The organism is Vibrio tritonius, assembly GCF_001547935.1.
In the GTDB taxonomy this organism is placed as follows: Bacteria; Pseudomonadota; Gammaproteobacteria; order Enterobacterales; family Vibrionaceae; genus Vibrio; species Vibrio tritonius.
The window spans coordinates 330844-357607 of sequence record NZ_AP014635.1 but is presented as its reverse complement, the minus strand read 5'-3'; the positions used below and the strand labels follow the sequence as shown (position 1 = coordinate 357607).

The 26764-nt window shown below is 43.4% G+C and carries 28 protein-coding genes, 1 tRNA gene and 1 rRNA gene; 4 read left to right on the top strand and 26 right to left on the bottom strand.

From position 1 onward, the window contains the following. Nucleotides 1–253: 253 nt before the first annotated feature. The 9 genes from JCM16456_RS01645 to dusA all read right to left on the bottom strand — a co-directional run bounded on the left by JCM16456_RS01645 (nucleotide 254) and on the right by dusA (nucleotide 9415). Nucleotides 254–329 (bottom strand) — tRNA-Glu (locus JCM16456_RS01645). 108 nt (nucleotides 330–437) lie between these two features. Beyond that, nucleotides 438–1990 (bottom strand): 16S ribosomal RNA (locus JCM16456_RS01640). 552 nt (nucleotides 1991–2542) lie between these two features. After that, nucleotides 2543–3319, bottom strand: a complete 777-nt coding sequence (locus JCM16456_RS01635; protein WP_068711796.1) for a phosphoadenylyl-sulfate reductase — start codon at nucleotides 3317–3319, stop codon at nucleotides 2543–2545. After that, a complete protein-coding gene (gene cysI / locus JCM16456_RS01630; protein ID WP_068711794.1) occupies nucleotides 3312–5045 on the bottom strand; it encodes an assimilatory sulfite reductase (NADPH) hemoprotein subunit in 1734 nt (577 codons plus the stop codon). The genes JCM16456_RS01635 and cysI overlap by 8 nt, the downstream gene beginning before the upstream one ends. After that, a complete protein-coding gene (locus JCM16456_RS01625) occupies nucleotides 5045–6880 on the bottom strand; it encodes an assimilatory sulfite reductase (NADPH) flavoprotein subunit (protein ID WP_068711792.1) in 1836 nt (611 codons plus the stop codon). Before JCM16456_RS01625 ends, cysI begins: the two co-directional genes overlap by 1 nt. 90 nt (nucleotides 6881–6970) lie before the next feature. Further along, nucleotides 6971–7207, bottom strand: coding sequence for a hypothetical protein (locus JCM16456_RS01620; RefSeq protein WP_068711790.1), 237 nt, complete (start codon nucleotides 7205–7207; stop codon nucleotides 6971–6973). A 114-nt stretch (nucleotides 7208–7321) separates the two neighbouring features. After that, a complete protein-coding gene (locus JCM16456_RS01615; protein ID WP_068711788.1) occupies nucleotides 7322–7993 on the bottom strand; it encodes a TIGR04219 family outer membrane beta-barrel protein in 672 nt (223 codons plus the stop codon). Between the two features lie 97 nt (nucleotides 7994–8090). Beyond that, nucleotides 8091–8294, bottom strand: coding sequence for an envelope stress response protein PspG (locus JCM16456_RS24425; protein WP_068711786.1), 204 nt, complete (start codon nucleotides 8292–8294; stop codon nucleotides 8091–8093). Nucleotides 8295–8440: 146 nt separating this feature from the next. Next, entirely contained in the window at nucleotides 8441–9415 is a 975-nt protein-coding gene (gene dusA, locus JCM16456_RS01605; protein ID WP_082712202.1) for a tRNA dihydrouridine(20/20a) synthase DusA, read from the bottom strand. Nucleotides 9416–9836: 421 nt separating this feature from the next. Here dusA and zur point away from each other — a divergent pair, with 421 nt between their 5' ends. Then, nucleotides 9837–10286 (top strand): zinc uptake transcriptional repressor Zur, encoded by a 450-nt coding sequence (zur, locus tag JCM16456_RS01600; protein WP_068711784.1) that lies wholly within the window; start codon nucleotides 9837–9839, stop codon nucleotides 10284–10286. Between the two features lie 25 nt (nucleotides 10287–10311). Next, nucleotides 10312–10773 (top strand): chemotaxis protein CheX, encoded by a 462-nt coding sequence (locus JCM16456_RS01595; RefSeq protein WP_068711782.1) that lies wholly within the window; start codon nucleotides 10312–10314, stop codon nucleotides 10771–10773. Nucleotides 10774–10878: 105 nt separating this feature from the next. Here JCM16456_RS01595 and pgi read toward each other — a convergent pair whose 3' ends face one another. After that, nucleotides 10879–12531: a glucose-6-phosphate isomerase gene (gene pgi / locus JCM16456_RS01590; protein WP_068711780.1), complete on the bottom strand. Its 1653-nt coding sequence runs from the start codon at nucleotides 12529–12531 to the stop codon at nucleotides 10879–10881. Nucleotides 12532–12796: 265 nt separating this feature from the next. On the opposite strand from pgi, the gene JCM16456_RS01585 reads away from it, so the two are divergent. Continuing rightward, nucleotides 12797–13216 (top strand): secondary thiamine-phosphate synthase enzyme YjbQ, encoded by a 420-nt coding sequence (locus JCM16456_RS01585; protein WP_068711778.1) that lies wholly within the window; start codon nucleotides 12797–12799, stop codon nucleotides 13214–13216. A gap of 11 nt (nucleotides 13217–13227) precedes the next feature. Here JCM16456_RS01585 and alr read toward each other — a convergent pair whose 3' ends face one another. Both alr and JCM16456_RS01575 read right to left on the bottom strand, forming a co-directional pair. Continuing rightward, on the bottom strand, nucleotides 13228–14322 hold the full coding sequence (gene alr / locus JCM16456_RS01580) for an alanine racemase (protein ID WP_068711776.1): 1095 nt from the start codon (nucleotides 14320–14322) through the stop codon (nucleotides 13228–13230). Between the two features lie 4 nt (nucleotides 14323–14326). Then, nucleotides 14327–15733: a replicative DNA helicase gene (locus JCM16456_RS01575; RefSeq protein ID WP_068711774.1), complete on the bottom strand. Its 1407-nt coding sequence runs from the start codon at nucleotides 15731–15733 to the stop codon at nucleotides 14327–14329. Between the two features lie 171 nt (nucleotides 15734–15904). On the opposite strand from JCM16456_RS01575, the gene JCM16456_RS01570 reads away from it, so the two are divergent. Next, nucleotides 15905–16687, top strand: coding sequence for a DUF481 domain-containing protein (locus JCM16456_RS01570; protein WP_068711772.1), 783 nt, complete (start codon nucleotides 15905–15907; stop codon nucleotides 16685–16687). 69 nt (nucleotides 16688–16756) lie between these two features. Here JCM16456_RS01570 and rplI read toward each other — a convergent pair whose 3' ends face one another. The 14 genes from rplI to fkpA all read right to left on the bottom strand — a co-directional run bounded on the left by rplI (nucleotide 16757) and on the right by fkpA (nucleotide 26595). After that, nucleotides 16757–17206 carry a 50S ribosomal protein L9 gene (gene rplI / locus JCM16456_RS01565; RefSeq protein ID WP_068711770.1) on the bottom strand — a complete coding sequence of 150 codons (450 nt, stop codon included), beginning with the start codon at nucleotides 17204–17206 and terminating at the stop codon, nucleotides 16757–16759. 33 nt (nucleotides 17207–17239) lie between these two features. Beyond that, a complete protein-coding gene (gene rpsR, locus JCM16456_RS01560; protein ID WP_000090471.1) occupies nucleotides 17240–17467 on the bottom strand; it encodes a 30S ribosomal protein S18 in 228 nt (75 codons plus the stop codon). A 315-nt stretch (nucleotides 17468–17782) separates the two neighbouring features. Then, entirely contained in the window at nucleotides 17783–18151 is a 369-nt protein-coding gene (gene rpsF / locus JCM16456_RS01555; protein ID WP_068711768.1) for a 30S ribosomal protein S6, read from the bottom strand. A 205-nt stretch (nucleotides 18152–18356) separates the two neighbouring features. Further along, complete coding sequence (gene bfr / locus JCM16456_RS01550) at nucleotides 18357–18833, bottom strand: bacterioferritin (RefSeq protein ID WP_068711766.1); 477 nt, start codon at nucleotides 18831–18833, stop codon at nucleotides 18357–18359. Between the two features lie 74 nt (nucleotides 18834–18907). Further along, the gene (locus tag JCM16456_RS01545) at nucleotides 18908–19096 is read right to left on the bottom strand and encodes a (2Fe-2S)-binding protein (RefSeq protein WP_068711764.1); all 189 of its coding nucleotides are present in this window, start codon (nucleotides 19094–19096) and stop codon (nucleotides 18908–18910) included. A gap of 184 nt (nucleotides 19097–19280) precedes the next feature. Next, nucleotides 19281–20465: an elongation factor Tu gene (gene tuf / locus JCM16456_RS01540; protein WP_068711691.1), complete on the bottom strand. Its 1185-nt coding sequence runs from the start codon at nucleotides 20463–20465 to the stop codon at nucleotides 19281–19283. A gap of 106 nt (nucleotides 20466–20571) precedes the next feature. After that, nucleotides 20572–22668 carry an elongation factor G gene (fusA, locus tag JCM16456_RS01535; RefSeq protein WP_068711762.1) on the bottom strand — a complete coding sequence of 699 codons (2097 nt, stop codon included), beginning with the start codon at nucleotides 22666–22668 and terminating at the stop codon, nucleotides 20572–20574. Between the two features lie 75 nt (nucleotides 22669–22743). Further along, on the bottom strand, nucleotides 22744–23214 hold the full coding sequence (gene rpsG / locus JCM16456_RS01530) for a 30S ribosomal protein S7 (protein WP_068711760.1): 471 nt from the start codon (nucleotides 23212–23214) through the stop codon (nucleotides 22744–22746). A gap of 101 nt (nucleotides 23215–23315) precedes the next feature. After that, nucleotides 23316–23690, bottom strand: a complete 375-nt coding sequence (gene rpsL / locus JCM16456_RS01525) for a 30S ribosomal protein S12 (protein ID WP_004399892.1) — start codon at nucleotides 23688–23690, stop codon at nucleotides 23316–23318. Between the two features lie 170 nt (nucleotides 23691–23860). After that, nucleotides 23861–24136, bottom strand: coding sequence for a sulfurtransferase complex subunit TusB (tusB, locus tag JCM16456_RS01520; protein ID WP_068711758.1), 276 nt, complete (start codon nucleotides 24134–24136; stop codon nucleotides 23861–23863). An 8-nt stretch (nucleotides 24137–24144) separates the two neighbouring features. Next, nucleotides 24145–24501, bottom strand: a complete 357-nt coding sequence (gene tusC, locus JCM16456_RS01515; RefSeq protein ID WP_068711756.1) for a sulfurtransferase complex subunit TusC — start codon at nucleotides 24499–24501, stop codon at nucleotides 24145–24147. Next, nucleotides 24498–24893 carry a sulfurtransferase complex subunit TusD gene (tusD, locus tag JCM16456_RS01510; RefSeq protein WP_179946793.1) on the bottom strand — a complete coding sequence of 132 codons (396 nt, stop codon included), beginning with the start codon at nucleotides 24891–24893 and terminating at the stop codon, nucleotides 24498–24500. The genes tusC and tusD overlap by 4 nt, the downstream gene beginning before the upstream one ends. An 8-nt stretch (nucleotides 24894–24901) precedes the next feature. Then, complete coding sequence (locus JCM16456_RS01505; protein ID WP_068711755.1) at nucleotides 24902–25624, bottom strand: helix-turn-helix transcriptional regulator; 723 nt, start codon at nucleotides 25622–25624, stop codon at nucleotides 24902–24904. A gap of 173 nt (nucleotides 25625–25797) precedes the next feature. After that, on the bottom strand, nucleotides 25798–26595 hold the full coding sequence (gene fkpA, locus JCM16456_RS01500) for an FKBP-type peptidyl-prolyl cis-trans isomerase (RefSeq protein ID WP_068711753.1): 798 nt from the start codon (nucleotides 26593–26595) through the stop codon (nucleotides 25798–25800). Nucleotides 26596–26764: the final 169 nt, after the last annotated feature.

Genomic DNA, 26764 nt, shown 5'->3' with positions numbered 1-26764 from the left:
TTTTATACATGTTGCAGACTCGATATTGCCGGACTCAATTTTGAACATTTACTTAAAAAGTAAATCCAAGAACACTTGAATGTGTTTTTGTTTGTCTTCATAAAGAAGACAATTGAGAACTTTACAAACAATCTTCTATTTCATTGAAATAAAACATTGTTTTGTCAGCTTTCCAAATTGTTAAAGAGCAAAGATTCACTTTCATTACAAAAGTAAAACCATTTCTAAATATTCTCGCAAGAACACTTAAAGATGGTATCCCGTAGGGGAGTCGAACCCCTGTTACCGCCGTGAAAGGGCGGTGTCCTAGGCCTCTAGACGAACGGGACACAATATCTCTGCGCCGTTATCGGCTGAGGGCAGAGGAATCTACACGGTGCTCTCTATAACTAAACCGTATCAATCTGTGTGAACACTCATCGCAATAATCTTCGTATTAAGGAGGTGATCCAGCGCCAGGTTCCCCTAGCGCTACCTTGTTACGACTTCACCCCAGTCATGAACCACAAAGTGGCAAGCGTCCTCCCGAAGGTTAAACTACCTGCTTCTTTTGCAGCCCACTCCCATGGTGTGACGGGCGGTGTGTACAAGGCCCGGGAACGTATTCACCGTGGCATTCTGATCCACGATTACTAGCGATTCCGACTTCATGGAGTCGAGTTGCAGACTCCAATCCGGACTACGACGCACTTTTTGGGATTCGCTCACTTTTGCAAGTTGGCCGCCCTCTGTATGCGCCATTGTAGCACGTGTGTAGCCCTACTCGTAAGGGCCATGATGACTTGACGTCGTCCCCACCTTCCTCCGGTTTATCACCGGCAGTCTCCCTGGAGTTCCCGACATTACTCGCTGGCAAACAAGGATAAGGGTTGCGCTCGTTGCGGGACTTAACCCAACATTTCACAACACGAGCTGACGACAGCCATGCAGCACCTGTCTCAGAGTTCCCGAAGGCACCAAAGCATCTCTGCTAAGTTCTCTGGATGTCAAGAGTAGGTAAGGTTCTTCGCGTTGCATCGAATTAAACCACATGCTCCACCGCTTGTGCGGGCCCCCGTCAATTCATTTGAGTTTTAATCTTGCGACCGTACTCCCCAGGCGGTCTACTTAACGCGTTAGCTCCGAAAGCCACGGCTCAAGGCCACAACCTCCAAGTAGACATCGTTTACGGCGTGGACTACCAGGGTATCTAATCCTGTTTGCTCCCCACGCTTTCGCATCTGAGTGTCAGTATCTGTCCAGGGGGCCGCCTTCGCCACCGGTATTCCTTCAGATCTCTACGCATTTCACCGCTACACCTGAAATTCTACCCCCCTCTACAGTACTCTAGCCTGCCAGTTTCAAATGCTATTCCGAGGTTAAGCCCCGGGCTTTCACATCTGACTTAACAGACCACCTGCATGCGCTTTACGCCCAGTAATTCCGATTAACGCTCGCACCCTCCGTATTACCGCGGCTGCTGGCACGGAGTTAGCCGGTGCTTCTTCTGCAGCTAACGTCAAACGAATGCGCTATTAACACATCCGCCTTCCTCACTGCTGAAAGTACTTTACAACCCGAAGGCCTTCTTCATACACGCGGCATGGCTGCATCAGGCTTGCGCCCATTGTGCAATATTCCCCACTGCTGCCTCCCGTAGGAGTCTGGACCGTGTCTCAGTTCCAGTGTGGCTGATCATCCTCTCAGACCAGCTAGGGATCGTCGCCTTGGTGAGCCCTTACCTCACCAACTAGCTAATCCCACCTGGGCATATCCTGACGCGAGAGGCCCGAAGGTCCCCCTCTTTAAGCCGAAGCTATTATGCGGTATTAGCCATCGTTTCCAATGGTTATCCCCCACATCAGGGCAATTTCCCAGGCATTACTCACCCGTCCGCCGCTCGCCGCCCATAACCGCCCCCGAAGGTTTGTTTATGTCGCTGCCGCTCGACTTGCATGTGTTAGGCCTGCCGCCAGCGTTCAATCTGAGCCATGATCAAACTCTTCAATTAAAAGTTTTTTCGGCTCAATGAATACTGATATTTCAACCGAAGTTGAAATGAATTGACTGTGCTAAGTCCGAAGACTTGATTGGTCACTCAGTTCATTGACACCATTGTGCTTCCTAAGAAGCTATGATTATCATCAACGAGTGCCCACACAGATTGATAGGTTTAAATTGTTAAAGAGCTTTCTTTCAACTTTGCGAGTTACTTCGCAGCGAAAGAGGCGGCCATTCTAACGATTTTCAAAATAGTGTCAACCACTTTTTAAATTTCTTTTTTTGACCTCTCGACTTGACTTTGTTGCCTCTGACGCCTGTCAGCGCTTGCCCTGTCGATGGAGCGGCATTATAGAGATCTCTCTCACAGTGGCAAGCGCTTTTTTCATAAAATTGCAAAAATAACGGTTAAGTGCTGCATTCTCGAGCAAAGCTTTATTTATCCCACTTTACCCATATCTAAGGCACATCTTTTCCACTGAGTTATCCACAGCCGACTAGCGCTAATAAAAAAGAGGCTGTGATTCACATGCCTCTTTTTTCTTTTTTTGATCATTTTCTATTAAATACCAGAACCATGTTGTTCATGATCATCTTCATGAAGGCCACATTCTCGTTTCAAACCAAAAAATCGTGTTTCTTCTTCACTCATTCCCGGCTCCCATTTTCTGGTGGTATGAGTATCACCTACGGATAAGTAACCTTGGTCCCAAAGCGGATGGTATGGAAGATCAAACTCTTTTAGATAATAGTGAACATCTTTATTGGTCCAATCTACAATCGGTAAGAATTTAAACACACCATTTTGAATACCAAGGATAGGTAAGTTCGCACGCGATTGAGATTGCTCATGACGTAAACCAGAAAACCATGTATTCACTTGGAGATCATCCAATGCCCTATGCATTGGTTCTACTTTATTAATATGGTTGTACTTTTCTATACCTTCTATACCTTGTTCCCAGAGTTTTCCATAACGCGCCTCCTGCCACGCTGGAGAATGTTCTGCTTTATAGATTTGCAGATTAAGCCCCAAACGCTCAGTTAACTCATCAATAAAACGGTAGGTCTCAGGAAATAGGTATCCAGTGTCGGTCAAAATTACTGGAGTCTCTTTCTTCTCTGTCGATACCAAATGCAGCATCACTGCAGCTTGGATACCAAAACTAGAAGATAAGGCATGAGTCCCCGGCAAGTTATCTAAAGCCCACTGAACACGCTCTTGCGCGGTCAATGTTTCCAAATACTGATTGACGTTTTGAAGGCGAAGCACACGCTCCACCTTAGACAAAGAGAGCAATTCTGATAGCTCTGGAACAGAATACTGAGAATTAGGCATGAAAATCCCTCTTTGATACGACGACTTCATCGATGATGCCTGCTCGGATAGTAAAGTCACCAAAACATTCACCAGCTAGACGCTCTTGAGCCCAACGCCCCACCAGCTCATCAATATCCGTGAGAATCTGCTCTACCGTAATATTCTCTTTATACATCTTCGGCACTCGAGTCCCTGCTCGGTTACCACCTAAATGAAGGTTATACCGACCTGGAGCCTTACCCACCATACCAATTTCAGCTAACATTGCACGACCACACCCGTTAGGACAGCCCGTTACACGTAAAATGATATTGTCTTCTTTTGGTAGGCCGTGTTTTTCCAGAATGCCTTCCACCTGAGTAACGAAATCAGGTAAGAAACGTTCTGCTTCCGCCATCGCTAATGGGCAAGTTGGAAAAGCCACACATGCCATTGAGTTCTTACGTTGCTCTGAAACCGAGTCATCCATTAAGCCGTGTTCACGAGCAATGCGTTCAATTTCATCTTTTTGCTCAGCAGGTACTCCCGCAATGATCAGGTTTTGGTTGGCGGTCATGCGGAAATCACCGTGGTGAATTTTCGCAATTTCAGCGACACCGGTTTTCAGCGGACGGCCAGGGTAATCCAACAAACGACCATTTTCGATAAACAGAGCTAAATGGTATTTACCATCGATACCTTTGGTCCAACCAATACGATCACCGCGACCAGTAAATTCATATGGACGAATCGCTTCAAATTGAACACCAGCTCGACGCTCAACTTCCGCTTTAAACACATCAATACCAACGCGATCTAATGTGTACTTGGTTTTCGCATTTTTACGATTAGAACGGTTACCCCAATCACGTTGCGTGGTTACCACCGCTTCTGCAATCTTCAGCGTATTTTCTAAAGAGATATAACCGAATTCATCAGCACGGCGTGGATACGTTGAAGTATCACCATGCGTCATTGCCAAACCACCACCAACAAGAACGTTAAAGCCCACCAGCTTGCCGTTATCAGCAATCGCAATGAAATTCAAATCGTTCGCGTGAACGTCAACATCATTTTGTGGCGGGATAACAACGGTTGTCTTGAACTTACGCGGTAGATAAGTGCTACCCAAGATAGGCTCTTCATCAGGACCTTCTAGCTTTTCACCATCTAACCAAATCTCAGCATAAGCACGCGTTTTTGGAAGCAAATGTTCACTGATCTTTTTCGCCCATTCGTAGGCTTCTTGGTGCAATTCAGACTCAACAGGGTTAGTCGTACATAACACGTTACGGTTCACATCACCTGCAGTTGCTATGGAATCAATCCCAATCTGATGCAGCATTTTATGCATCATCTTAATGTTTGGTTTAAGTACACCGTGAAATTGGAAGGTTTGACGCGTCGTCAAACGAATACTCCCGTACATAGTGTGCTCGGCAGCAAACTTATCGATCGCTAACCATTGCTCGGGCTTAATTACCCCACCAGGCATACGAGCGCGTAGCATCACATTATGTAGCGGCTCAAGTTTTTGTTTCGCACGTTCAGCACGAATATCACGGTCATCTTGTTGATACATACCGTGGAAACGGATTAACTGGAAGTTATCTGATGTAAATCCGCCAGTAATTCGATCTTGTAGATCCTGCTCGATCGTACCACGTAGGAAGTTACTCTCTCCTTTAAAGCGCTCATTATCCGCAAGTGGACCAAGCACCTCGCCTAACACTTCTTGTACTTTGGTTTCTGGATTAATGCTCATTAGTATACGTCCCTTTGGTAACGTTTCGCTTTACGCAGTTCATTTAGGAATTCCTCAGCTTGCTCCTGAGTTAAACCACCTTCTTGTTTAGCTACAGTAATCAATGCATCATGAACATCTTTGGCCATGCGAGTCGCATCTCCACAAATGTAGATATAAGCTCCTTCTTGAAGCCACTGCCAAACCTGCTGTGCTTCTTCCAAAATACGATGCTGTACGTAAACTTTTTCATGCTGATCACGGCTAAATGCCACATCAAGACGAGTAAGCACTCCATCTTTTAGATACTTCTGCCACTCAACTTGATATAAGAAGTCCTGCGTAAAAGTTCTATCACCGAAGAACAACCAATTCTTACCAGCGGCACCTCGATTATCACGCTCTTGAATAAAACTGCGGAAAGGCGCAATCCCAGTTCCTGGACCAACCATAATAATTGGAGCGTTATCGTCTTCAGGCAATTTGAAGTTATTGTTGTGCTCAATGAACACCTTAACGTTATCGCCTTCTTCTAGACGACGGGTTAAATAACTTGATGCGCCGCCCTCGCGAACCTTACCATCGTAATCGTATTCAACCACACCAACAGTAAGATGAACTTCCTCATCTACTTCGGTTTGGCTTGATGCAATAGAGTACAGACGCGGAGTTAAACGACGTAATAGCGACACAAGTTGCTCAGCAGAGAGTTTGACCGGATATTGATGTAATACATCGACAATCTGAGTCTTACCAGCAAAGTCACGAAGCTCATCTTTATCAGCCACCAGCTTCTGCAAATCTGCATTTTCAACAAGCTCACTTAATTTATTGATAAATTGCGGATTCGCGGCGGTAATTTCAAATTTCGAAACAAGCGCACTATGAATTGAAAGGCTTTCACCCTCCACATCAACACTCTCTACTCCAGAAAGACCGACAGCACTGAGAATCTCATTGGCTAATTCAGAAGAGTTTTCATACCAAACACCAAGTGCATCACCCGGTTGGTAATGGATACCCGACTCTGCCAGATCAATTTCTACATGACGAACATCTTTACCTGAGTCTCGCCCAGTAATTTTTTGGTTAGTAAGCAGGCTTGCGATAAATGGATTCTGTTTGGTGTAATTAGAATGAGCTGTACTTTGTGCAGTTGCAGCAGTCGCAATACTTGCGGCTGCACTTGCCAGAGTTTCTTTTACCAAAGTAATCGCTTTAGCTGACCACTCTTGCGCTGGAGCGTCATAATCAACGTCACAATCGACACGGTCGATAAAACGTTTTGCCCCCTGTTTTTCTAAAAATTCATCGAAGTCTTTCCCTGTTTGGCAGAAAAACTCATAACTTGAGTCTCCCAACGCCAACACGCCATATTGTAAGTTTGGCAATTTAGGTGCTTTCTTCGATTGAAGGAATTCATGTAACGCCAATGCATTATCCGGCGCTTCACCTTCACCGTTGGTTGATGAAACAATAATAACATGCGTTTCTTTGGCTAAATCTTTACCTTTATAGTCACTTGCATCCACTAAGGATACAGGGATACCGGCATTACTTGCCTGTTCTTTCAATGCTTCCGCCACGCCTTTGGCGTTACCGGTTTGAGAAGCATAAATAATAGTGAGTTTGCCAGCTGGCGTTGCAGCTGCTTGAGCAGATGGTGCAATCGCGACGTTCGACGATTGACTTAATCCCCAAAAATAACCACTCACCCACGCCAATTGCGTCGATGAGAGTTGCGAAACGGTTTCTTGCAACTGATTCAGTTGCAAATCATTTAGAGGACTCGCTAAACCAGCTATTTCTTTTGATGTGGTATTTCCTGAAGACATTGTCACGACTTCCATATTCATTGCGTGACGATAGATTAACCACTCATCCTAATAACAAGAAAGAATAGATAGGTATGTTTTATAACTTTTTGGAAGAAATAAAGCTGTAACTCAAAATTCGCGTGATTCAACTCTAACCTGATTAAAGCCGACTTCCATCGCGGATTCAGACGCCAAATCTAAGTTATCGTATTGGCATTCGCTTCCCGTAGCATCGGTTAAAAGTACGAATCCACCACGTTGATGCCTAAACTCAACAATCCAAGCACCATCTTGAGTTGAAGGTTCAATAATCGCTTCGATAAGCTGTTTTTCTTGAAACAGCGATTTTAATTCAGTAATCGTCATGTCTCATCCCACCCTATCCACCATATTGATAGATTAAAGATGGTCGACATCTACGATAAAATCCAGTTTATTTACAACTTCAACAATAGCAAGAGTTAAGCTTACAGAGTCACATCAGAAAATAACTCTAGCCCCAATAAACAACCCTGATGATGTAATTGATCTAGGATCACTGACAATACTAGGAATCGCCAAATTATTTAATTCCACTTTCGATTCCCGATAACCGGCTCGTAACGCTAACGTTCCCATATTAATCGGTATTTGCCATTGCACACCCATTGACATATCTCGATAACGCACATTGTCTCCCCCCAAATGCGCGATATCCATTTCAGCAAAAGCATCGATAACCATATAGGGGATCGCAACTTCACCATAGGAATGAAATGTCACTGTTGTCGCATTAAAATGGTACATCTGCAAGTTAGCCCCTACATAGAAGCCGTCCTTAAAACGAGAGACTTTTACACCGGTATCAACTCGATACAACTCAGTGTTTAGAACAGAATAGTAGAAGAGATAGCTATAGCGGTCGTAAGCCATATCGTCTTCAACTAAATTGGTATAATGAAAAGCCCAATTGGGAAGAAAAGGAAACTGATGCTCAAACGCAATATATAACGAAGGCACATTAGATGGCTCAGTTTCCGAACCTGAGCCTTGAGTTTCTGCTAGCCAAACATCAGTTCCTACTTGTCCTGAGTAGAAACTATCTGCACTCCACGCAGGGAGAGATAGAGCTAAAGGTATAAAAGCCCCATATCTTACACAGTATTTCCTCATCAACGAACTCCACACCTTTCACAGTTACCGTTCCTTGTACGTAAGTATCAGTATAGTGGAAAGAAAATGAGTTGTTATGGGACTGAAGATTATGCGATCACGCTCTTCCGTAACGGCGATATAACCATATCCCCGCACAAACCAAAATTAACCAAGGTAGAATCTTAAAGACAGTACCTAACATACTGAGTAAAAAAACAATAGCCAAAGCAACCGCGAGAGAAATTATCAAGTTCAACTTGCTAATCCCCAAGCTCCACAAAGTGGCAAAAAAAGAAAATAAAAAAATAGCCGCGTACATAATCGTCCTCTAACGTTGTTATTTGGAACAGTGACTACTGTTCTCTATCATTATTTTTTATTGATGCGCATTCTAAATGACAAAAAGCCAAACCTAGATAGGTATGGCTTCTTCTTTTTATTCATTCACCGATTTATGAATAAAGATCACACATCCAGTTCTTGATACGGAATTTTAGCTAATGCTTGTTCCAAAACCTCAATACCGGCACCGGGTTTATGTGCGTTTTCACTGATGTAACGACGCCATTGACGAGCTCCAGGCATATTTTGGAATAACCCAAGCATATGACGAGTGATATGACCTAAATAACTGCCATTAGATAAACACGCTTCAATGTATGGGTACATCTCTTTCACAATGTCAGAGCGTTTCTTCACAGAGGTATCGACACCAAAAATCTCTTGGTCAACTTGTGCCAAGATATATGGATTTTGGTAAGCCTCTCGACCAATCATCACACCATCTAAATGGGTTAAGTGCTGTTTGGCTTCATCCAGCGTTTTAACACCACCGTTAATAGCAATCGTCAACTCTGGAAAATCTTTTTTAATTTGGTATGCACGCGGGTAATCCAAAGGTGGAATCTCTCGGTTCTCTTTGGGACTAAGACCACTTAACCATGCTTTACGAGCGTGGATAGTAAACTGTTCACATCCACCTTTTTCTGACACAGTCGCGATGAAGTTGGTCAAAAACTCATATGAGTCCAAATCATCAATACCGATACGAGTTTTAACGGTCACAGGAATATCCACCACCGCTTTCATCGCAGCAATACATTCCGCCACCAATTCAGCCTCTGCCATTAAGCATGCGCCAAAGCGTCCATTTTGTACGCGATCAGAAGGACACCCTACGTTTAAGTTCACTTCATCGTACCCACGCTCTTGAGCTAACTTAGCACAGTGCACCAAATCCACTGGATTAGAGCCACCTAACTGCAGAGCAAGCGGATGCTCTTGCTCGTTATAAGCAAGGAAATCCCCTTTACCATGAATGATTGCACCGGTAGTTACCATCTCGGTATACAGCAATGTTTGCGACGTCATTAAACGGTGAAAATAACGACAATGACGGTCGGTCCAATCGAGCATAGGAGCAACAGATAATCGTTGCATAACAAAGTCTTTCGTAAGATCAGGTGTTGACACTGATGTACCTCAATTATTCACTCTTAGGAAAATCATCATGCTCAAAGAGCTTTTAGATCATCGCTACTCAAAAACTATTAGAAGTGCCTACGCACCTTTATCTTCGGCGGATTATACACACTGAACACCTATCGTGCAGAACAAATATCCACCTTAATAACCGAGAAGTGCCTTTTGAGAAGAGCAGAGCATCAAAACCTTGTCACCGCCACTCACTTTAGTCATATCGTAATTGACTGATAAATGGTATTGTTCGATCATCAAAGTGAATACTTTTCCCTTATCGATGAGAATATCGATGTTAGTGATTGAATAAAGCTCTGCTATTTCTCTAATGCAAAACGATATTCACCGTGAAATGGTATATGATTACTAGAGTCCAACAGCAATGGTGATAAATTTGGACAATAAGCTAACTCAGCAAATTGAAGAAATCTGTGCAGCAAGAGGAGTCAGGCTTACTACACAACGTAAGCGTGTCTTTGAGCTGATTTGTTCCAGTAAAAAAGCATCTAGTGCTTACGAGCTTCTTGAAGATCTTAAAGAAAGTGAACCTCAAGCAAAGCCTCCTACAGTTTATCGTGCACTCGACTTTTTAATGGAACAAGGCTTTATTCACCGAGTAGAGTCTACCAATAGTTTTATCTCATGCTGTTCTTGTAACGCACATAAGCACTTCTCACATCTATTGATATGTGACAAATGCGGTAACGTTATTGAACTGCAAAATGATACTCTTGTAGCTCTATTGGAAGAAAATGCGGAGAAACACGGCTTTACCATTCAGAACCATGTTATTGAATCACATGGTGTTTGCCAGTCATGTTCCTCTAAATAATGGATTAAACGAATAGAAGAAGGTTATGCGAGCTGAATTTGTGAACCCGTTTTTAGCTTCATTGATGAATGTGCTAAAAACCATGGCTTCCTTAGAATTGAAGCCACAAAAACCTCGTCTGAAGAAAGATGAGATCGCTCGGGGAGATATCTCTGGGCTGATAGGCATGGTAGGTCCTCAAACAAGGGGCTCAATGTCGATAACTTTTGACGAAAGCTTAGCCTTTGAAATTATGCAAAACATGCTAGGTGAACGGCCTAACAGCATTAATGAAGAAGTAACCGACATGGTTGGTGAAATAACCAACATGGTGACTGGTGGTGCAAAGCGTATTCTAGCCGAAAGTGGATTTGATTTTGATATGGCAACGCCAGTTGTCGTATCAGGCAGAGGCCATACCATTCGTCATAAATGTGAAGGCTCGATTATCCTTATGCCATTTGCATCTCAATGGGGTAATGCATTTATCGAGATTTGCTTCGAATAATATTGGCAATCCCAACACAAATAGAATTAAAAAAGCTGATGGTGCAAACCATCAGCTTTTTTATTAGTCATCATTAGCGCTCTATGGTTAGAGCGCTAATCAAGATTAATCACGCAGTTGTTTAAATGCGTTGATCAAGCCATTAGTAGAACTATCGTGAGAAACGACTTTACTACCATCAACCAATTCAGGCAGGATTTGGTTTGCAAGTTGTTTACCTAACTCAACACCCCACTGGTCAAAGGTAAAGATGTTCCAAATGACACCTTGAACAAAGATCTTATGTTCGTAAATCGCAATAAGGTTACCTAGTGAACGAGGAGTGATCTCTTTAACCAAAATAGAGTTGGTTGGACGGTTACCTTCAAAGACTTTGAAAGGTACTAGTGCTGCAATCTCATCTTCTGATTTACCCGCTTTTACTAATTCTTCACGAACGGTTTCTGCAGATTTACCAAATGCCAATGCTTCAGTTTGAGCAAAGAAGTTAGACATCAGTTTTTGATGGTGATCGCCAGTTGGGTTGTGAGTTTTCGCCGGAGCAATAAAGTCACACGGGATCATTTTAGTACCTTGGTGGATCAACTGGTAGAACGCGTGTTGACCGTTAGTGCCTGGTTCGCCCCAAATGATAGGACCGGTTTGGTAAGTAACAGCGTCACCATTACGATCGACAAATTTACCGTTCGATTCCATGTTACCTTGTTGGAAGTAAGCCGGGAAACGGTGCATGTATTGGTCGTAAGGTAGAATAGCTTCTGTTTCAGCACCGTGGAAATTGTTGTACCAAATGCCGATCAGAGCCAAGATCACTGGAATATTTTGCTCAAGTGGAGTCTCCACAAAGTGCTTATCGATTTCATGCGCACCAGCTAGTAACTCAACATAGTTATCAAAACCAATAGAAAGAATAATGGATAGACCAATCGCTGACCATAGTGAGTAACGACCACCAACCCAGTCCCAAAACTCAAACATGTTTTCTGTATCGATACCAAATTCAGCAACTGCTTTACCATTGGTAGATAGAGCGGCAAAATGTTTTGCCACATGAGCTTCATCACCTGCTGCTTTCAAGAACCAATCACGAGCAGTGTGCGCATTCGTCATAGTTTCTTGAGTGGTAAATGTTTTTGAAGCAACCAAGAACAATGTGGTTTCTGGATCAACACCTTTCAACGTTTCAGCAATATGTGTGCCGTCAACGTTAGAAACAAAATGCATGGTTAGATGGTTTTTGAAAGGTACTAGCGCTTCAGTCACCATGTAAGGACCAAGGTCTGAGCCACCGATACCGATGTTCACTACGTCAGTGATTGCCTTACCAGTAAAACCTTTCCACTCACCAGAAATAACGCGTTCTGAAAAAGACTTCATTTTTTCTAGAACCGCATTTACTGCTGGCATTACATCTTGGCCATCAACATACACTGGAGTATTGCTGCGGTTACGAAGTGCCGTATGAAGAACGGCACGATCTTCAGTACGGTTAATTTTTTCACCACTAAACATGGCCTTAATTGCACTTTGAATATCCACTTCTTTGGCTAGTGCAAACAAGCGCTGCATGGTTTCTTCGTTGATAAGGTTTTTTGAATAATCCACTAACAGATCAGAACCGAAGCTAGCTGAGAATTTAGCAAAGCGTTCGCTGTCTTCAGCAAACAATGATTTTAAGTTCATGTCTTGCGCGGTTTCAAAATGCGCAGTCAACGCTTTCCAAGCTTCAGTTTGCGTTGGATTGATATTTTTTAGCATGGTATCTATCCCGATATAGCAGTTGGTCTTATTCCTCCAGCAGAAATCTACCTTTGGAATCCCCGATAAAAAAAAGAAAAAATACCGTGATCTAAAGGTCACAGTTTTGTAATACGTTTTCGACGACCGAGTATGACTGACCTTACTCATCTCCACATTGAGTTAAGTCAGTAACCCATAGGAATCGCCTCATTATATTGCAATCGATCCACGCCCACCATAACGCTATACTGTCGAACAAACAATAGCCTACGGAGCGCTCACCATGTGGCAGCAGCACACTATCCTATTACCCGCTTATCCTCGTGGATTTCACTTAATTACTCGTGATATCGAACAGCAACTGCCTAGACTGAAAGAAGTATCGGTGGGATTACTGCACTTATTTATCCAACATACATCGGCAAGTCTTACCATTAATGAAAATGCTGATCCTACCGTACGCGGAGACATGGAACGCTACTTTAATCACGTTGTGCCTGAAAGAGCATCTTACTTTCAGCATACCTATGAAGGTGATGATGATATGCCTGCGCACATTAAGGCATCACTTTTAGGTGCCAGTGTGACAATCCCCATCCACAACGGGTCATTGGCTTTAGGAACATGGCAGGGTATTTACCTTGGGGAGCACCGAGACTTTGGCGGTCAAAGACGCCTTATCGCGACGATCCAAGGTGAATAAACAAAGCAGGCCTATTGGCCTGCTTTGTAATGGTAAGACATCGCAACTCGAGCGGTAAGTTTAGTCACTAACTCATAGCCTAGCGTACCGATATGAGAAGCTACCACTTCAACGGGTAACTGCTCTCCCCATAAAATCGCTTCATCACCCACTTTATCCTGTGCGTTAGGGCCAAGATCAACCGTCAGCATATCCATTGAAACTCGTCCCGCAATTGGTACAGTACGACCATTGACCACAACTGGTGTTCCACTTGGCGCGGTTCTAGGGTATCCATCGCCATAACCAATCGCAATGACACCAATACGAGTATCACGCTCACTTTTCCAAATGGTGCCGTAACCAATCGACTCCCCTGCCTTAACGTCACTCACTGCGATCAAATGTGACTTCAGAGTCATCACTGGACGATATCCCATGTCAGCAGCATTTTTCTCAACGAATGGTGACACACCATACATGATGATTCCAGGACGCACCCAATCAAACTGGCTTTCAGGCCATGCTAGTAATCCAGCGGAAGCTGCCATGGAGCGTTCACCTTGCTCATCATCCGTCAATTGACGAAATCGAGAAATTTGCTCCGTAGTCATGGTGTTATCGAGCTCATCAGCACAGGCAAAATGGCTAATATAACGAAGAGGTTTAACAACATTCGGACAGGCTTTTAAGCGGCGAACAAAATCAGAGTAGTGTTCAGGCCGCACGCCAAGGCGATGCATACCACTATCAATTTTAAGCCAAACTGATACAGGCTGTTCTAATTCCGCTTGCTCTAAAGCGTCTAACTGCTCAACACAGTGAACGACTGTTTGAATGTTGTTAGTGGTGAGAACTGGAAGATCGACCGGAGAATAAAAACCTTCGAGCAACAAAATCGGCTTAACAATCCCACAAGCTCTTAGCTGCAATGCTTCTTCAATTCGTGCGACACCAAAGGCATCAACATTTGCATTTTGGGCAATGTCTCTTAAACCATGACCATATCCATTAGCTTTAACCACAGCCATGATTTTACTGTTAGGCGCCTGTTGCTTAATTTTGCCCAAATTAAATTGCAGCGCATCTAAATCAATGTGCGCTGTCGCCGCCTGTTTGTATTGCATAGTACTACTCATCATCGAATGCTGGTCCAGCATAATTATCGAAGCGGGAGAATTGACCTTGGAAAGTAAGACGCACCGAACCGATAGGACCGTTACGTTGCTTACCAATGATGATTTCAGCCGTCCCTTTTAAAGCGCTATCAGGGTGATACACCTCATCCCGGTAGATAAACATGATTAAGTCGGCATCTTGTTCAATAGAGCCTGATTCACGCAAATCCGAGTTTACCGGGCGTTTATCAGCACGTTGTTCCAATGAGCGGTTCAACTGAGAAAGTGCCACAACCGGCACATTCAGCTCTTTGGCTAATGCTTTTAATGAACGAGAAATTTCTGCAATCTCGAGTGTACGGTTATCCACCAAAGAAGGGACGCGCATCAACTGAAGGTAGTCGACCATGATCATGGATATGCCGCCATGCTCGCGGGCGATACGACGAGCACGAGAACGCACTTCGGTTGGTGTTAAACCTGAGCTGTCATCAATGTACATGTTTTTCTTCTCCATAAGTCGTCCCATGGTAGAAGAAATCCGCGCCCAGTCTTCATCGTCCAACTGACCTGTACGAATACGAGTCTGATCCACACGAGCTAAAGAGGCCAACATACGCATCATCAACTGTTCGGCAGGCATCTCCAAAGAGAAAATAAGAACGGGTTTGTCCTGAGCCATCGCCGCATTTTCACATAAGTTCATGGCAAATGTGGTTTTACCCATCGAAGGACGCGCTGCAACAATGATCAGATCCGAGCCTTGCAAACCCGCCGTTTTCTTGTTCAAGTCGGTAAAGCCAGTATCAACACCTGTCACACCGTCTTGTGGCATTTTATACAATAATTCAATGCGCTCTAGTGTCTTATTCAGGATATTATCAACGCTCTGCGGTCCTTCATTTTCAGAGGTACGTGCCTCGGCAATCGCGAAAACCTTACTCTCCGCCATATCCAGAAGGTCTTCCGATGTACGCCCCTGAGGGTCATAACCAGCATCAGCAATTTCATTTGCCACACCGATAAGGTTTCGCACCAAAGCACGCTCAGCCACTATCTCTGCATAAGCATTGATGTTTGCCGCACTTGGGGTATTCTTAGCTAGATCGGCAAGATAAGCGAAACCACCAACATCATCGAGTTGTTCTCTTAGTTCCAAAAACTCAGAGAGCGTAATAAGATCGAGAGGTTCGCTATTTTCAAGGATAGATTTTACCGCATCAAAAATCAGGCGATGAGGGCGACTATAAAAGTCCTGCGTGACCACTCTCTCAGAGACGGTATCCCAACGTTCATTGTCCAACAACAAACCACCGATGACAGACTGCTCTGCTTCAATGGAGTGTGGTGGTACTTTGATAGCATCAACTTGTGCATCAGATGGTTTACGGTTTCGATTTTCAGTTCGTGGTTCAGCCATGACTTCACTCTGTAACGCTTTAATGACCGCTTATTATAGCGGTATTAGATAATTTGTAATTACCGGATCGGAAGTTTGTGTGTTCTCAGGCAGAATTAACCTAAGCTTGACTAATATTCACCGTACAAACCCTATCATTCACTCAGTAAAATTAGAACATCAGAGGTTTTTGTGTCCAGATTTTGGCTTTTTAGTGTTAGTTTGTTGCTTTCGGGCATTGCTTGTGCCGAAGACACTACCCAGCCCCAAACCGAAGCACCCGAAAATACGGACATAAAAGTACCCTCACCATGGGAAGGTCAAGTTGAGCTAGGCTATCAAGCACATTCTGGGAATACTAATACAGAAGCCCTGAACACACTGTTACAAGCCAGCTACACCGAAGGACGTCACCGAACGACAGGGCAATGGAAGCTCTATAAATTAGTTCGTGAAACGTATAAAGATAAACGAAAATCGGACTATTCGCTGCAAAGTGACTACAAACTTGGTCCTAAGCGCTATTTATATGGCAGCTTTAAAGGTACCGACTCCAACTACACTGCTTATTACAAAGATTACACATTATCAGCAGGTCTAGGTTACCAATTGATGCACACCGAAAAAGTCACTTGGGAATTTGAATTAGGTCCTGGTTATCGGTATCAAGAACCTAATGTCGATGAAATAGACTCCAATGATGTCGTTTTTGATGATTTAATCCAAGAGCCAATTATTCGAGTGAACGTGAAAAATAATTGGGCGATAAGAAAGAATCTTAATTTTTATGCTGATGTTACCGTTGTAACAGGTGACAGTAACACAATCTATACAAGTGATGTCGGTATCACCAACAACATCACAGATGACATAGCACTAAAGCTAAGCCACAACTTGCAGTACTACGATAAAGTACCGGAAGGTCTGCTCAAACACGATGGTATATTTACCGTCAGTGTTCTTGTTTCGTTCTAATCCCAAATTACAGACATAAAAAAACACCAGCCGAGGCTGGTGTTTTTTTTAAGTCAGAATACCGAGAGATTACTCAGCAACAACTTGAAGTTTCACAGCTGCGAAAACTTCTGCGTGAAGTTGAACTTGGATTTCAAATTCACCAGTTGTGCGTAGTGCACCTTCAGGTAGACGAACTTCGCTCTTAGCAACTTCAACACCAGCGGCAGTGATCGCATCAGCGATGTCACGAGTACCGATAGAACCGAATAGTTTGCCTTCGTCACCAGCTTTAGAAGCGATAACTACAGCTTCTAGAGCGTTAAGTTTGTCAGCGCGAGCTTGTGCAGCAGCTAGAACTTCAGCAACTTTTGCTTCTAGTTCAGCACGACGAGTTTCGAACATTTCAACGTTAGCTTTAGTTGCCATAACAGCCTTACCTTGAGGGATAAGGAAGTTACGAGCGTAACCAGATTTAACGTTAACTGTATCGCCAAGGGTACCTAGGTGACCGATTTTATCAAGTAGAATAACTTGCATTGCTTAATCCTCTTTCTTAATAAACGGTGCCGATTACTGATGTTTGTCAGTGTAAGGCAGCAGAGCTAGGTAGCGAGCACGTTTGATTGCACGAGCTAGCTGACGTTGATATTTAGCGCTTGTACCAGTGATACGGCTAGGTACGATTTTACCAGCTTCAGTGATGTAGTTCTTAAGAGTTGCTACGTCTTTGTAATCAATCTCTTGTACGCCTTCTGCAGTAAAACGGCAGAATTTACGACGACGGAAGAAACGAGCCATGGGCTATCTCCTGATCTAAATATGAGTAATGTTGTCAGCATGTAGCATCATTTTTTTAGCCCTTTGCGGAGCTTTAGATAAGTCAGAATGTCTTACCTTGATGATACTTGCCTTGTACTAAATTCTGAGGTTTGGTTAGTGACTCACCACAAAAACTTTACTAATGCCGACTAAATTGTCTTACTGAGTTCAGTTTTTATTCTATTTCATGAAGTTAAAGTCAAAAGACGATATACAACACTCAACAACGTGGCTTCGAATTAGAGAATAAATAACAACGTTTTTTATATCTCACTTCGCATAGTCACAACGAAATTACTCAGCGTTAGCTTCTGATTTCACTTCGTCACGCTTAGTACGCTCTTCTTTAGCTTTAAGCATGATTGAAGCTTCAGTCACAGCGTGTTTAGTACGCATGATCATGTTACGTAGAACTGCATCGTTGAAACGGAAAGCAGTTTCTAGCTCATCGATAACTGCTTGGTCAGCTTCAACGTTCATAAGAACGTAGTGAGCTTTGTGCAGTTTGTTGATTGGGTAAGCCAGTTGACGACGACCCCAATCTTCTAGACGGTGTACAGTACCGCCAGCTTCAGTGATAGAACCAGTGTAACGTTCGATCATGCCAGCAACTTGCTCGCTTTGATCTGGGTGCACCATGAATACGATTTCGTAATGACGCATGTATTGCTCCTTACGGATTATTCAGCTTCCCAATTTGGCCCGGTCATCCAAAGGAAGCAAGGAACGAATGATAGTTAACCGAGAATAAAGGAGCACGAATTGTACAGAATCACTATGGAGTAAGCAAGAGAATTGTGAAGTGGGACGAGTTTAAAAGACAAAGCCCAAGCACATGCTTGGGCACATTATAGAAAAGTCGAAATGCTTAGTCTTCATCGACAAACTGCGCTTGTAGATAATTTTCCAAGCCAGTCATTTCAATGAGCCCTAATTGGGTTTCTAACCAATCGACATGTTCTTCTTCATCTTCAAGAATTTCTTGGAAGAGATCGCGAGAAACATAGTCACGAATATCTTCAGCATAGGCAATTGCATCACGCAAATCCGGGATTGCGACCATTTCCAATTTTAAGTCGCTTTCTAGCATTTCTTTGGTGTCTTCACCAATCATTAATTTGCCGAGGTCTTGCAGATTTGGCAACCCTTCTAAAAAGAGAATGCGTTCGACCAGATGGTCTGCGTGTTTCATCTCATCGATAGATTCATGATATTCCTTATCGGCAAGATGTTTTAAGCCCCAGTCTTTGTACATTCGGGCATGCAGGAAGTATTGGTTGATAGCAATGAGTTCATTGCCAAGAATTTTGTTGAGATGCTGAATTATAATTGGATCGCCTTTCATTGATATACCCTCCAGTTGGTTCTAATAACTTTAAGAACCAAAATCTAGAGTGTCAAAAAAAGAACAAAAAATAATCAACTGGCCTTTTGTAATTCTACTGGTTTTACCTGCTCTAAAATTTCTTTAGCTTGGCGTACACAGCGACCACACTGGCTCCCCAAAGCAGTACATTTTTTTATTCCACGAATATCCGTCACACCATGTTCAATGGCTAACTGCTTAATCTTTTTATCTGAAACACCGTGGCAGATACAAACGTACATAACATCATCTTCATATAAAAACTAAAGACAATATAAACAATAACTATTCTTATTTCCATAATTTATTGGCTAACTTTTATGCCAATAAATTATATATATATTTATCATTAAGTTATTCCAAACAACAAAAAGGGAAGCCGAAGCTTCCCTTTTCTATGCGAGGTTCGCAGAAAGATTATTGCAATTAAGCAACGATCTTAGCTACAACACCAGCACCTACTGTACGGCCGCCTTCACGGATCGCGAAACGTAGACCATCATCCATCGCGATTGGCGCGATTAGAGTTACTGTCATACGGATGTTGTCGCCTGGCATTACCATTTCTACGCCTTCTGGTAGCTGGATGTCACCAGTTACGTCAGTTGTACGGAAGTAGAACTGTGGACGGTAGCCTTTGAAGAATGGTGTGTGACGACCACCTTCATCTTTAGACAGTACGTATACTTCTGATTCAAAAGTAGTGTGTGGAGTGATTGAACCTGGTGCCGCTAGTACTTGACCACGTTCAACTTCGTCACGTTTAGTACCACGTAGTAGTGCACCAACGTTCTCACCCGCACGACCTTCGTCTAGAAGTTTACGGAACATCTCAACACCTGTACAAGTAGTTGAAGTTGTGTCGTGAATACCCACGATTTGTACTTCATCACCTACTTTTAGGATACCGCGTTCGATACGGCCAGTTACTACTGTACCACGACCTTGGATTGAGAATACGTCTTCGATAGGCATTAGGAATGGCTGATCTACTGCACGCTCTGGCTCTGGGATGTATTCGTCTAGAGCTTTCGCTAGTTCAACGATTTTCTCTTCCCATTGTGCTTCACCGTTTAGTGCGCCAAGTGCTGAGCCTTGGATTACTGGTAGGTCGTCGCCTGGGAAATCGTATTCAGTTAGAAGTTCACGAACTTCCATTTCTACTAGTTCTAGTAGCTCTTCATCATCAACCATGTCACATTTGTTCATGAATACGATGATGTAAGGGATACCAACCTGACGGCCTAGTAGGATGTGCTCACGAGTTTGTGGCATTGGACCATCTGTTGCAGCAACAACTAGGATACCACCGTCCATCTGTGCAGCACCTGTGATCATGTTTTTAACATAGTCAGCGTGTCCTGGACAGTCTACGTGTGCGTAGTGACGAGTTGGAGTGTCGTACTCTACGTGAGAAGTCGCGATTGTGATACCACGTTCACGTTCTTCTGGAGCGTTATCGATTGACGCGAAGTCACGAGCTGCACCGCCGTATACTTTAGAAAGTACAGTACAGATAGCTGCAGTTAGAGTTGTTTTACCGTGGTCAACGTGGCCGATAGTACCAACGTTTACGTGCGGTTTCGTACGTTCAAATTTTTCTTTAGACACGATCGTGTTCCTTCCTAGTTATGATTCACCCCAAGCACGTTGACTTGAGGCGCGCCAGAAATTGCTATTTTATGCGCCAACGCTCGTCAGCGCAATAGATTCATAATTAACCGCGCTCAGCAATGATTGCATCTGCAACATTTTTAGGCACTTCAGCGTACTCGGAGAATTCCATTGAGTACGATGCACGACCTTGAGTTGCAGAGCGCAGGTCAGTTGCGTAGCCAAACATTTCAGATAGAGGGACTTTAGCATGGACAATTTTTAGCCCTACAGGACCATCATCCATACCATCAATAAGACCGCGACGACGGTTAATGTCACCAACGACATCTCCCATCCAATCTTCAGGAGTGGTTACTTCAACTTTCATAAGCGGTTCAAGTAGCACAGGGGTTGCTTCAAGCGCCCCCTTCTTGAACGCCATCGAGCCGGCGATCTTAAACGCCATCTCGTTTGAATCGACATCGTGGAATGAACCATCGAATAGTGTTGCCTTAACATCCAATACAGGATAACCAGCCAACACACCGTTGTTCATTTGCTCCTCGATACCTTTCGCTACCGGGCCGATGTATTCTTTAGGGATTACACCACCCACGATTTCATCAACGAAGACAAAGCCTTCGCCAGGTTCAGAAGGTTCAATCTTCAGCCAAACGTGACCATATTGACCACGACCGCCTGATTGACGAACAAACTTACCTTCAACTTCCGCTTTACCACGAATGGTTTCACGGTACGCAACCTGAGGTTTACCCACGTTACAGTCAACGCTGAATTCACGTTTCATACGGTCAACGATGATGTCTAGATGAAGCTCACCCATACCCGAAATCAGCGTTTGACCTGTTTCGTTGTCTGTTTCAACGCGGAAAGATGGATCTTCTGCAGCTAGTTTACCTAGTGCAATACCCATTTTTTCTTGGTCAGCCTTAGAACGAGGTTCTACAGCGATCTGAATTACTGGCTCAGGGAATTCCATACGCTCCAAAATCACTTTGTGGTTTGGATCACATAAAGTATCACCTGTTGTCACATCTTTAAGGCCTATAGCAGCCGCGATGTCACCTGCGCGAACTTCTTTAACTTCTTCACGTTTGTTTGAGTGCATTTGCACGATACGACCAAAACGTTCACGTTTTTGTTTTACTGAGTTATATACAGCATCACCAGAGTTCACAACACCGGAGTAAACACGCATAAACGCTAGCGTACCCACAAATGGGTCGGTCGCAATCTTAAATGCTAACGCTGAAAATGGGGCGTTGTCGTCAGCAGGACGTTCAACTTCATTTTCATCGTCATCAATACCTTTGATAGCAGGGACTTCGGTTGGTGACGGTAGGTAGTCAATAACAGCATCAAGAACAGCTTGAACGCCTTTATTTTTGAATGCACTACCACAAGTAGCCAACACGATTTCATTATTAAGCGTACGCTGACGAAGACCTTGTTTGATCTCTGCTTCAGTTAGCTCACCTTCTTCAAGGTATTTATCCATTAACTCGTCGTTCGCTTCTGCCGCAGCTTCCACCATGTGGGTGCGCCATTCTTCTGCAAGTTCAACAAGTTCTGCTGGAATGTCTTCATGGGTATAAGTCATACCCTGATCTTCTTCATTCCAGTTAATGGCTTTCATCTTGATAAGGTCGATGACACCTTTAAACTCATCTTCTGCACCAATGTTTAATTGGATAGGGACAGGAGTCGCACCAAGACGATTTTTAATTTGGTCTACAACGCGTAAGAAGTCTGCACCTGCACGGTCCATTTTGTTAACGAATACCATACGTGGAACGTGGTATTTGTCAGCTTGACGCCATACAGTTTCTGACTGAGGTTCAACACCCGATGCACCACAGAATACAACAACAGCACCGTCAAGCACGCGAAGAGAACGCTCTACTTCAATAGTAAAGTCAACGTGTCCTGGGGTATCAATGATGTTAATTCGGTGTGGTTCAAATTGTGCATCCATACCACGCCAGAATGTCGTAGTCGCAGCGGAAGTGATAGTAATACCACGTTCTTGCTCCTGCTCCATCCAGTCCATGGTTGCAGCACCATCGTGAACTTCGCCAATTTTATGGGAAAGGCCAGTGTAGAACAGAATACGCTCAGTAGTGGTTGTTTTTCCTGCGTCTACGTGAGCACATATACCGATATTACGATAGAGCTCAATAGGAGTTTTCCTAGCCACGATTGTATCCTCTTACTAAGGTTAACCTTAGATTGTAGAAATGTGCTGCGAGAGAACCTCGCAGCACAGAAGGCATTACCAGCGGTAATGTGCGAACGCTTTGTTCGCTTCTGCCATACGGTGAACGTCTTCACGTTTCTTAACAGCAGTACCTTTGTTTTCAGCAGCGTCTAGCATTTCAGCAGCTAGGCGACCAGCCATAGATTTTTCACCACGCTTACGCGCAGCTTCAACCAACCAACGCATAGCAAGTGCGTTACGGCGAACCGGACGTACTTCTACTGGCACTTGGTAAGTTGAACCACCCACACGGCGAGATTTAACTTCTACCGCTGGGCGAACATTTTCAAGAGCTTCTTCAAATACAGCTAGGTGGTCTTTACCAGACTTTTCAGCCATAGTGTCTAGTGCAGTGTAAACGATTTTCTCTGCAGTAGATTTTTTACCGTCAACCATTAGGATGTTAACGAATTTTGCCAGCAGTTCAGATTTGAACTTTGGATCTGGAAGGATCTTACGCTGACCAATAACGCGACGACGTGGCATGGATTTATCTCCGTTGTCTTCTTCAGGTTTTATCCAAAACTTTTCAGTTTTTTCAAAAAATTCAAAATAATTTAGTGTTTGGCCTTACTTAACGGATTCCATTAAGACTTAGGACGTTTCACACCGTACTTAGAACGACCTTGTTTACGGTCATTTACGCCTGCACAGTCAAGTGCACCGCGAACAGTGTGGTAACGCACACCTGGAAGGTCTTTAACACGACCACCACGGATTAGAACAACTGAGTGCTCTTGAAGGTTGTGGCCTTCACCGCCGATGTATGATGTTACTTCGAAGCCGTTTGTCAAACGTACACGACAAACTTTACGAAGTGCTGAGTTAGGTTTTTTAGGTGTAGTAGTGTAAACACGAGTACATACACCACGTTTTTGTGGGCACGCTTCTAGTGCAGGCACGTTGCTTTTAACAACTTGCTTTGCACGAGGTTTACGTACCAACTGGTTAATAGTTGCCATTAACTAGCTCCTGATTTACTTAAAGTAAGCTTTGTGAAAAATCTATCCCTACCTAAATAGGGACGCAAAATTCTATGCAGCCGTTGAGGGTGTGTCAAGAAATATACAGATCTTTTTTCACCATATGAGGCAGAAAAATGAGAATCAAAAAGAGTATACAGTCATAGTGCTTACCAAGTAATTGACTGCTTATATTGTTCTGTAAGCTCTACAAACCCCAACATATCAACTACCTTCACTAAAGGGGATGCTTTTTCACTCCAACCTCTCGCATCGAGATCCTCTGATAATACGTAGGTTAAGCTATGCTCAGACAAGAGCGAAAAGGCTGATGAACGCTCACTGGCAGCATATACTGCGGCCTCAGTGAGAAGTAACGCATCTTCTTTTTGCAGTAGTGATATTACCAAAGGCAGCTTATCGATGCTCTTAACAATGTATAACATCGTCCCCCCTAGTAATTAATGATTTTATCGAACCGAGACAAACGTAGAGCGAACTGATTACGCTCAATAATCTCACCATCAATCACCAACTCATTGGCATCGATACCCCATTCAATAAGGCTATCTTGGCAAATGACTCGATCCTCGATGTCATAGAGATCCAGCAATTTAAATGCACTGATGTAATTCCGACTAAGAATAAGATCGGGCTGCTGGTCACGTAGCAATTGCAAAACGCCTTCACCAATAAAGAATACACTTATCTCTTCACTGTACGCAGAAGCGGCTAATACCGCATCTAACGCTTCGCGCCCAGCTGAAGTTTGGTGTGGTGAGGAATGGAAAACGAAAGCTAATTTACTCAAAACTGCACCACCCGATCCTGAGTTAACAATGCTTCGGCCAAACTACCTAATCCACTTTGTGTAAAGGTCTGAGCTAAATTACTTTGCTTGAGGGAATGTTGCTGTGCTTCTTGGTCACCGACAACCCCTCTCCGGAGAGAAGCGGCAACGCAAGTTTCTAAGCGCACTTGATGCTCAAGAGACAAATCCTGCCATGCTTTGACTAAATCAAACTCATCGTTAGCTGGCACAGTTAACGCTGAACCATTAAGAACACCTTCTTGATAAAAAAAGACGCTAGACAACGAGTGTCCTTTGGCTAACAAGGCTTGCGCAAACAAATAGGCGTTACGTGCCGATTGAGTACCATAAGCCGGTCCATTCACTAACAACGTATAGGTCAGTGGTGTCACAACAGAACTCACTTGTCATCTTCCTCAGTCTTACGCTGACGAATATAAAGGTAGACAGTATGTTTTGAAATATTTAGCCGGTCTGCAACACGGTTTATCGCATCTTTAATGTCAAAAATCCCTTTATCGAATAACTCCATCACAATCTGACGATTCTTAGTATTATTCGATACCGATTTATCGGCATTAATTTCTTCGATGGTACGCTCAACCGTTTGATCCACCAGCTCTTCAACATCACTGGCGAAATTAACATTGGACGCAGCCGCCTGGGCTTCAGGCGTAGGCAAAAATGAATTGAGGATTTGGGAGAATGGCGCATCCAAATTCACGTTGATGCAAAGCAATCCAATGACTCGATTATCGCCATTGCGTATAGCAACGGTAATCGACTTCATCAAAACTCCTCCTTTCGCCCGAGTAAAGTAGGAACGAGAAAAATTACGTTCCGACCCTTCAATGTCTTTCAGCATTTTAAGGGCTAAATCGGTGATAGGAGACCCAACTTGGCGTCCGGTGTTCTCTCCGTTAGCGATCTTCACTGCAGAGGTATTAAGATCTTCCAGTGAATGCAAAACGATTTCACAAAAGGGACCAATCAAACTGGCGATGCCGTCTACCACTGCTTCATAAGATTTAAGAATCACTTTGTCATGTTGAGTAAAAGGCTTCACATGCACGGATTCCATCTCCAACAGCAGATCAGGATTAATGGTTTCTGTGGTAGTCACTGTTTTTGACCTTAGAACAATAATTCAACAAATTAGGGTAAGTTTATCAGAAAATTTTAATATTGGTTTGCTCTATATTATCAACAAGTGACGTAGAACAATTTATATCGTCTTCGCAATATAAAAAGGGCCTGTAAAACAGGCCCTTTAGCATCAATCAGTAAAAACCAAGATTACTTTTTAGCTTGAGGCTTATTCGCTGCCTTTGCATCCGGTTTTTCAATTTTCAACAATTCAACTTCAAATACAAGCGTTGAATTACCAGGGATAGTTGGCGTTGCTTGTGCGCCGTAAGCCAATTGTGGTGGGATAACAAATTTGTATTTCGCACCAACTTTCATCAGTTGAACACCTTCGGTCCAACCAGGAATCACTTTGTTTAGTGGGAATGTTACTGGCTCACCACGATCATATGAACTATCGAACGTAGTACCGTCCACTAGCGTACCTTTGTAATGAACTTCAACCGTATCGGTCGCTTTAGGTGATTCACCAGAACCGGCTTTTTCTACTTGGTACATCAAACCAGACTTAGTGGTTTTAACACCTTTCTCTTTAGCGAATTTAGCGCGGAAATCCGCACCTGCTTTCTCATTAGCTGCTGCTTTCTCTTCTTGTTGAGCTTTCATCTTTTCAGCAACACGTTTATCAAGACCTTGTAGAACTTCACGAGTCTCTTCGTCTTTCATGCCCGCTTTACCAGCAAATGCATCTTCAATACCTTGCAGAACAATATCTTTGTTCAGCTCAATACCAATTTCTTTTGGTTTTTCTAGACTAGTGGATAGGTAATTCGCAAATGACACACCAATAGCGTAAGCTGCTTTGTCATCGTCTGATTTAAAGTTTACTGCGCTTTGCGATTGCTCAGTAGCTGGTTTAGTGTCAGCTTTTGTAGGTTCATCTTTCTGGCAGCCAACAGCTAACATAACGGTAGCGGCAAGCAGTGACACTTTAAATAATGATTTCATCAAATTCTCCAATTATTCGGCAGTCCTATTGGATTGTGCACAAAACTGAGTTTTCCATTGGTGCACAACGCACAATTGTACCAATATAGCTTTATGTTATGCGATTGTCTTTATACTAAGTGGAATATTAAACGTGAAACCAATAATTTCTCATCTCATCCTATATACG

Excerpts from the sequence above, each read along its gene's own strand:
- tusB (WP_068711758.1), bottom strand. The coding sequence starts at position 24,136 with ATGTTATACATTGTTAAGAGCATCGATAAGCTGCCTTTGGTAATATCA.
- JCM16456_RS01595 (WP_068711782.1), top strand. The coding sequence starts at position 10,312 with ATGCGAGCTGAATTTGTGAACCCGTTTTTAGCTTCATTGATGAATGTG.
- cysI (WP_068711794.1), bottom strand. The coding sequence starts at position 5,045 with ATGAGCATTAATCCAGAAACCAAAGTACAAGAAGTGTTAGGCGAGGTG.
- alr (WP_068711776.1), bottom strand. The coding sequence starts at position 14,322 with ATGCAATACAAACAGGCGGCGACAGCGCACATTGATTTAGATGCGCTG.
- dusA (WP_082712202.1), bottom strand. The coding sequence starts at position 9,415 with ATGCAACGATTATCTGTTGCTCCTATGCTCGATTGGACCGACCGTCAT.
- bfr (WP_068711766.1), bottom strand. The coding sequence starts at position 18,833 with ATGAAAGGCGATCCAATTATAATTCAGCATCTCAACAAAATTCTTGGC.
- zur (WP_068711784.1), top strand. The coding sequence starts at position 9,837 with ATGGTGATAAATTTGGACAATAAGCTAACTCAGCAAATTGAAGAAATC.
- JCM16456_RS01575 (WP_068711774.1), bottom strand. The coding sequence starts at position 15,733 with ATGGCTGAACCACGAACTGAAAATCGAAACCGTAAACCATCTGATGCA.
- pgi (WP_068711780.1), bottom strand. The coding sequence starts at position 12,531 with ATGCTAAAAAATATCAATCCAACGCAAACTGAAGCTTGGAAAGCGTTG.
- rpsF (WP_068711768.1), bottom strand. The coding sequence starts at position 18,151 with ATGCGTCATTACGAAATCGTATTCATGGTGCACCCAGATCAAAGCGAG.
- rpsG (WP_068711760.1), bottom strand. The coding sequence starts at position 23,214 with ATGCCACGTCGTCGCGTTATTGGTCAGCGTAAGATCCTTCCAGATCCA.
- rplI (WP_068711770.1), bottom strand. The coding sequence starts at position 17,206 with ATGCAAGTTATTCTACTTGATAAAATCGGTCACCTAGGTACCCTTGGC.
- fkpA (WP_068711753.1), bottom strand. The coding sequence starts at position 26,595 with ATGAAATCATTATTTAAAGTGTCACTGCTTGCCGCTACCGTTATGTTA.
- JCM16456_RS01615 (WP_068711788.1), bottom strand. The coding sequence starts at position 7,993 with ATGAGGAAATACTGTGTAAGATATGGGGCTTTTATACCTTTAGCTCTA.
- JCM16456_RS01620 (WP_068711790.1), bottom strand. The coding sequence starts at position 7,207 with ATGACGATTACTGAATTAAAATCGCTGTTTCAAGAAAAACAGCTTATC.
- JCM16456_RS01585 (WP_068711778.1), top strand. The coding sequence starts at position 12,797 with ATGTGGCAGCAGCACACTATCCTATTACCCGCTTATCCTCGTGGATTT.
- rpsL (WP_004399892.1), bottom strand. The coding sequence starts at position 23,690 with ATGGCAACTATTAACCAGTTGGTACGTAAACCTCGTGCAAAGCAAGTT.
- rpsR (WP_000090471.1), bottom strand. The coding sequence starts at position 17,467 with ATGGCTCGTTTCTTCCGTCGTCGTAAATTCTGCCGTTTTACTGCAGAA.
- JCM16456_RS24425 (WP_068711786.1), bottom strand. The coding sequence starts at position 8,294 with ATGTACGCGGCTATTTTTTTATTTTCTTTTTTTGCCACTTTGTGGAGC.
- JCM16456_RS01635 (WP_068711796.1), bottom strand. The coding sequence starts at position 3,319 with ATGCCTAATTCTCAGTATTCTGTTCCAGAGCTATCAGAATTGCTCTCT.
- JCM16456_RS01545 (WP_068711764.1), bottom strand. The coding sequence starts at position 19,096 with ATGTACGTTTGTATCTGCCACGGTGTTTCAGATAAAAAGATTAAGCAG.
- JCM16456_RS01625 (WP_068711792.1), bottom strand. The coding sequence starts at position 6,880 with ATGAATATGGAAGTCGTGACAATGTCTTCAGGAAATACCACATCAAAA.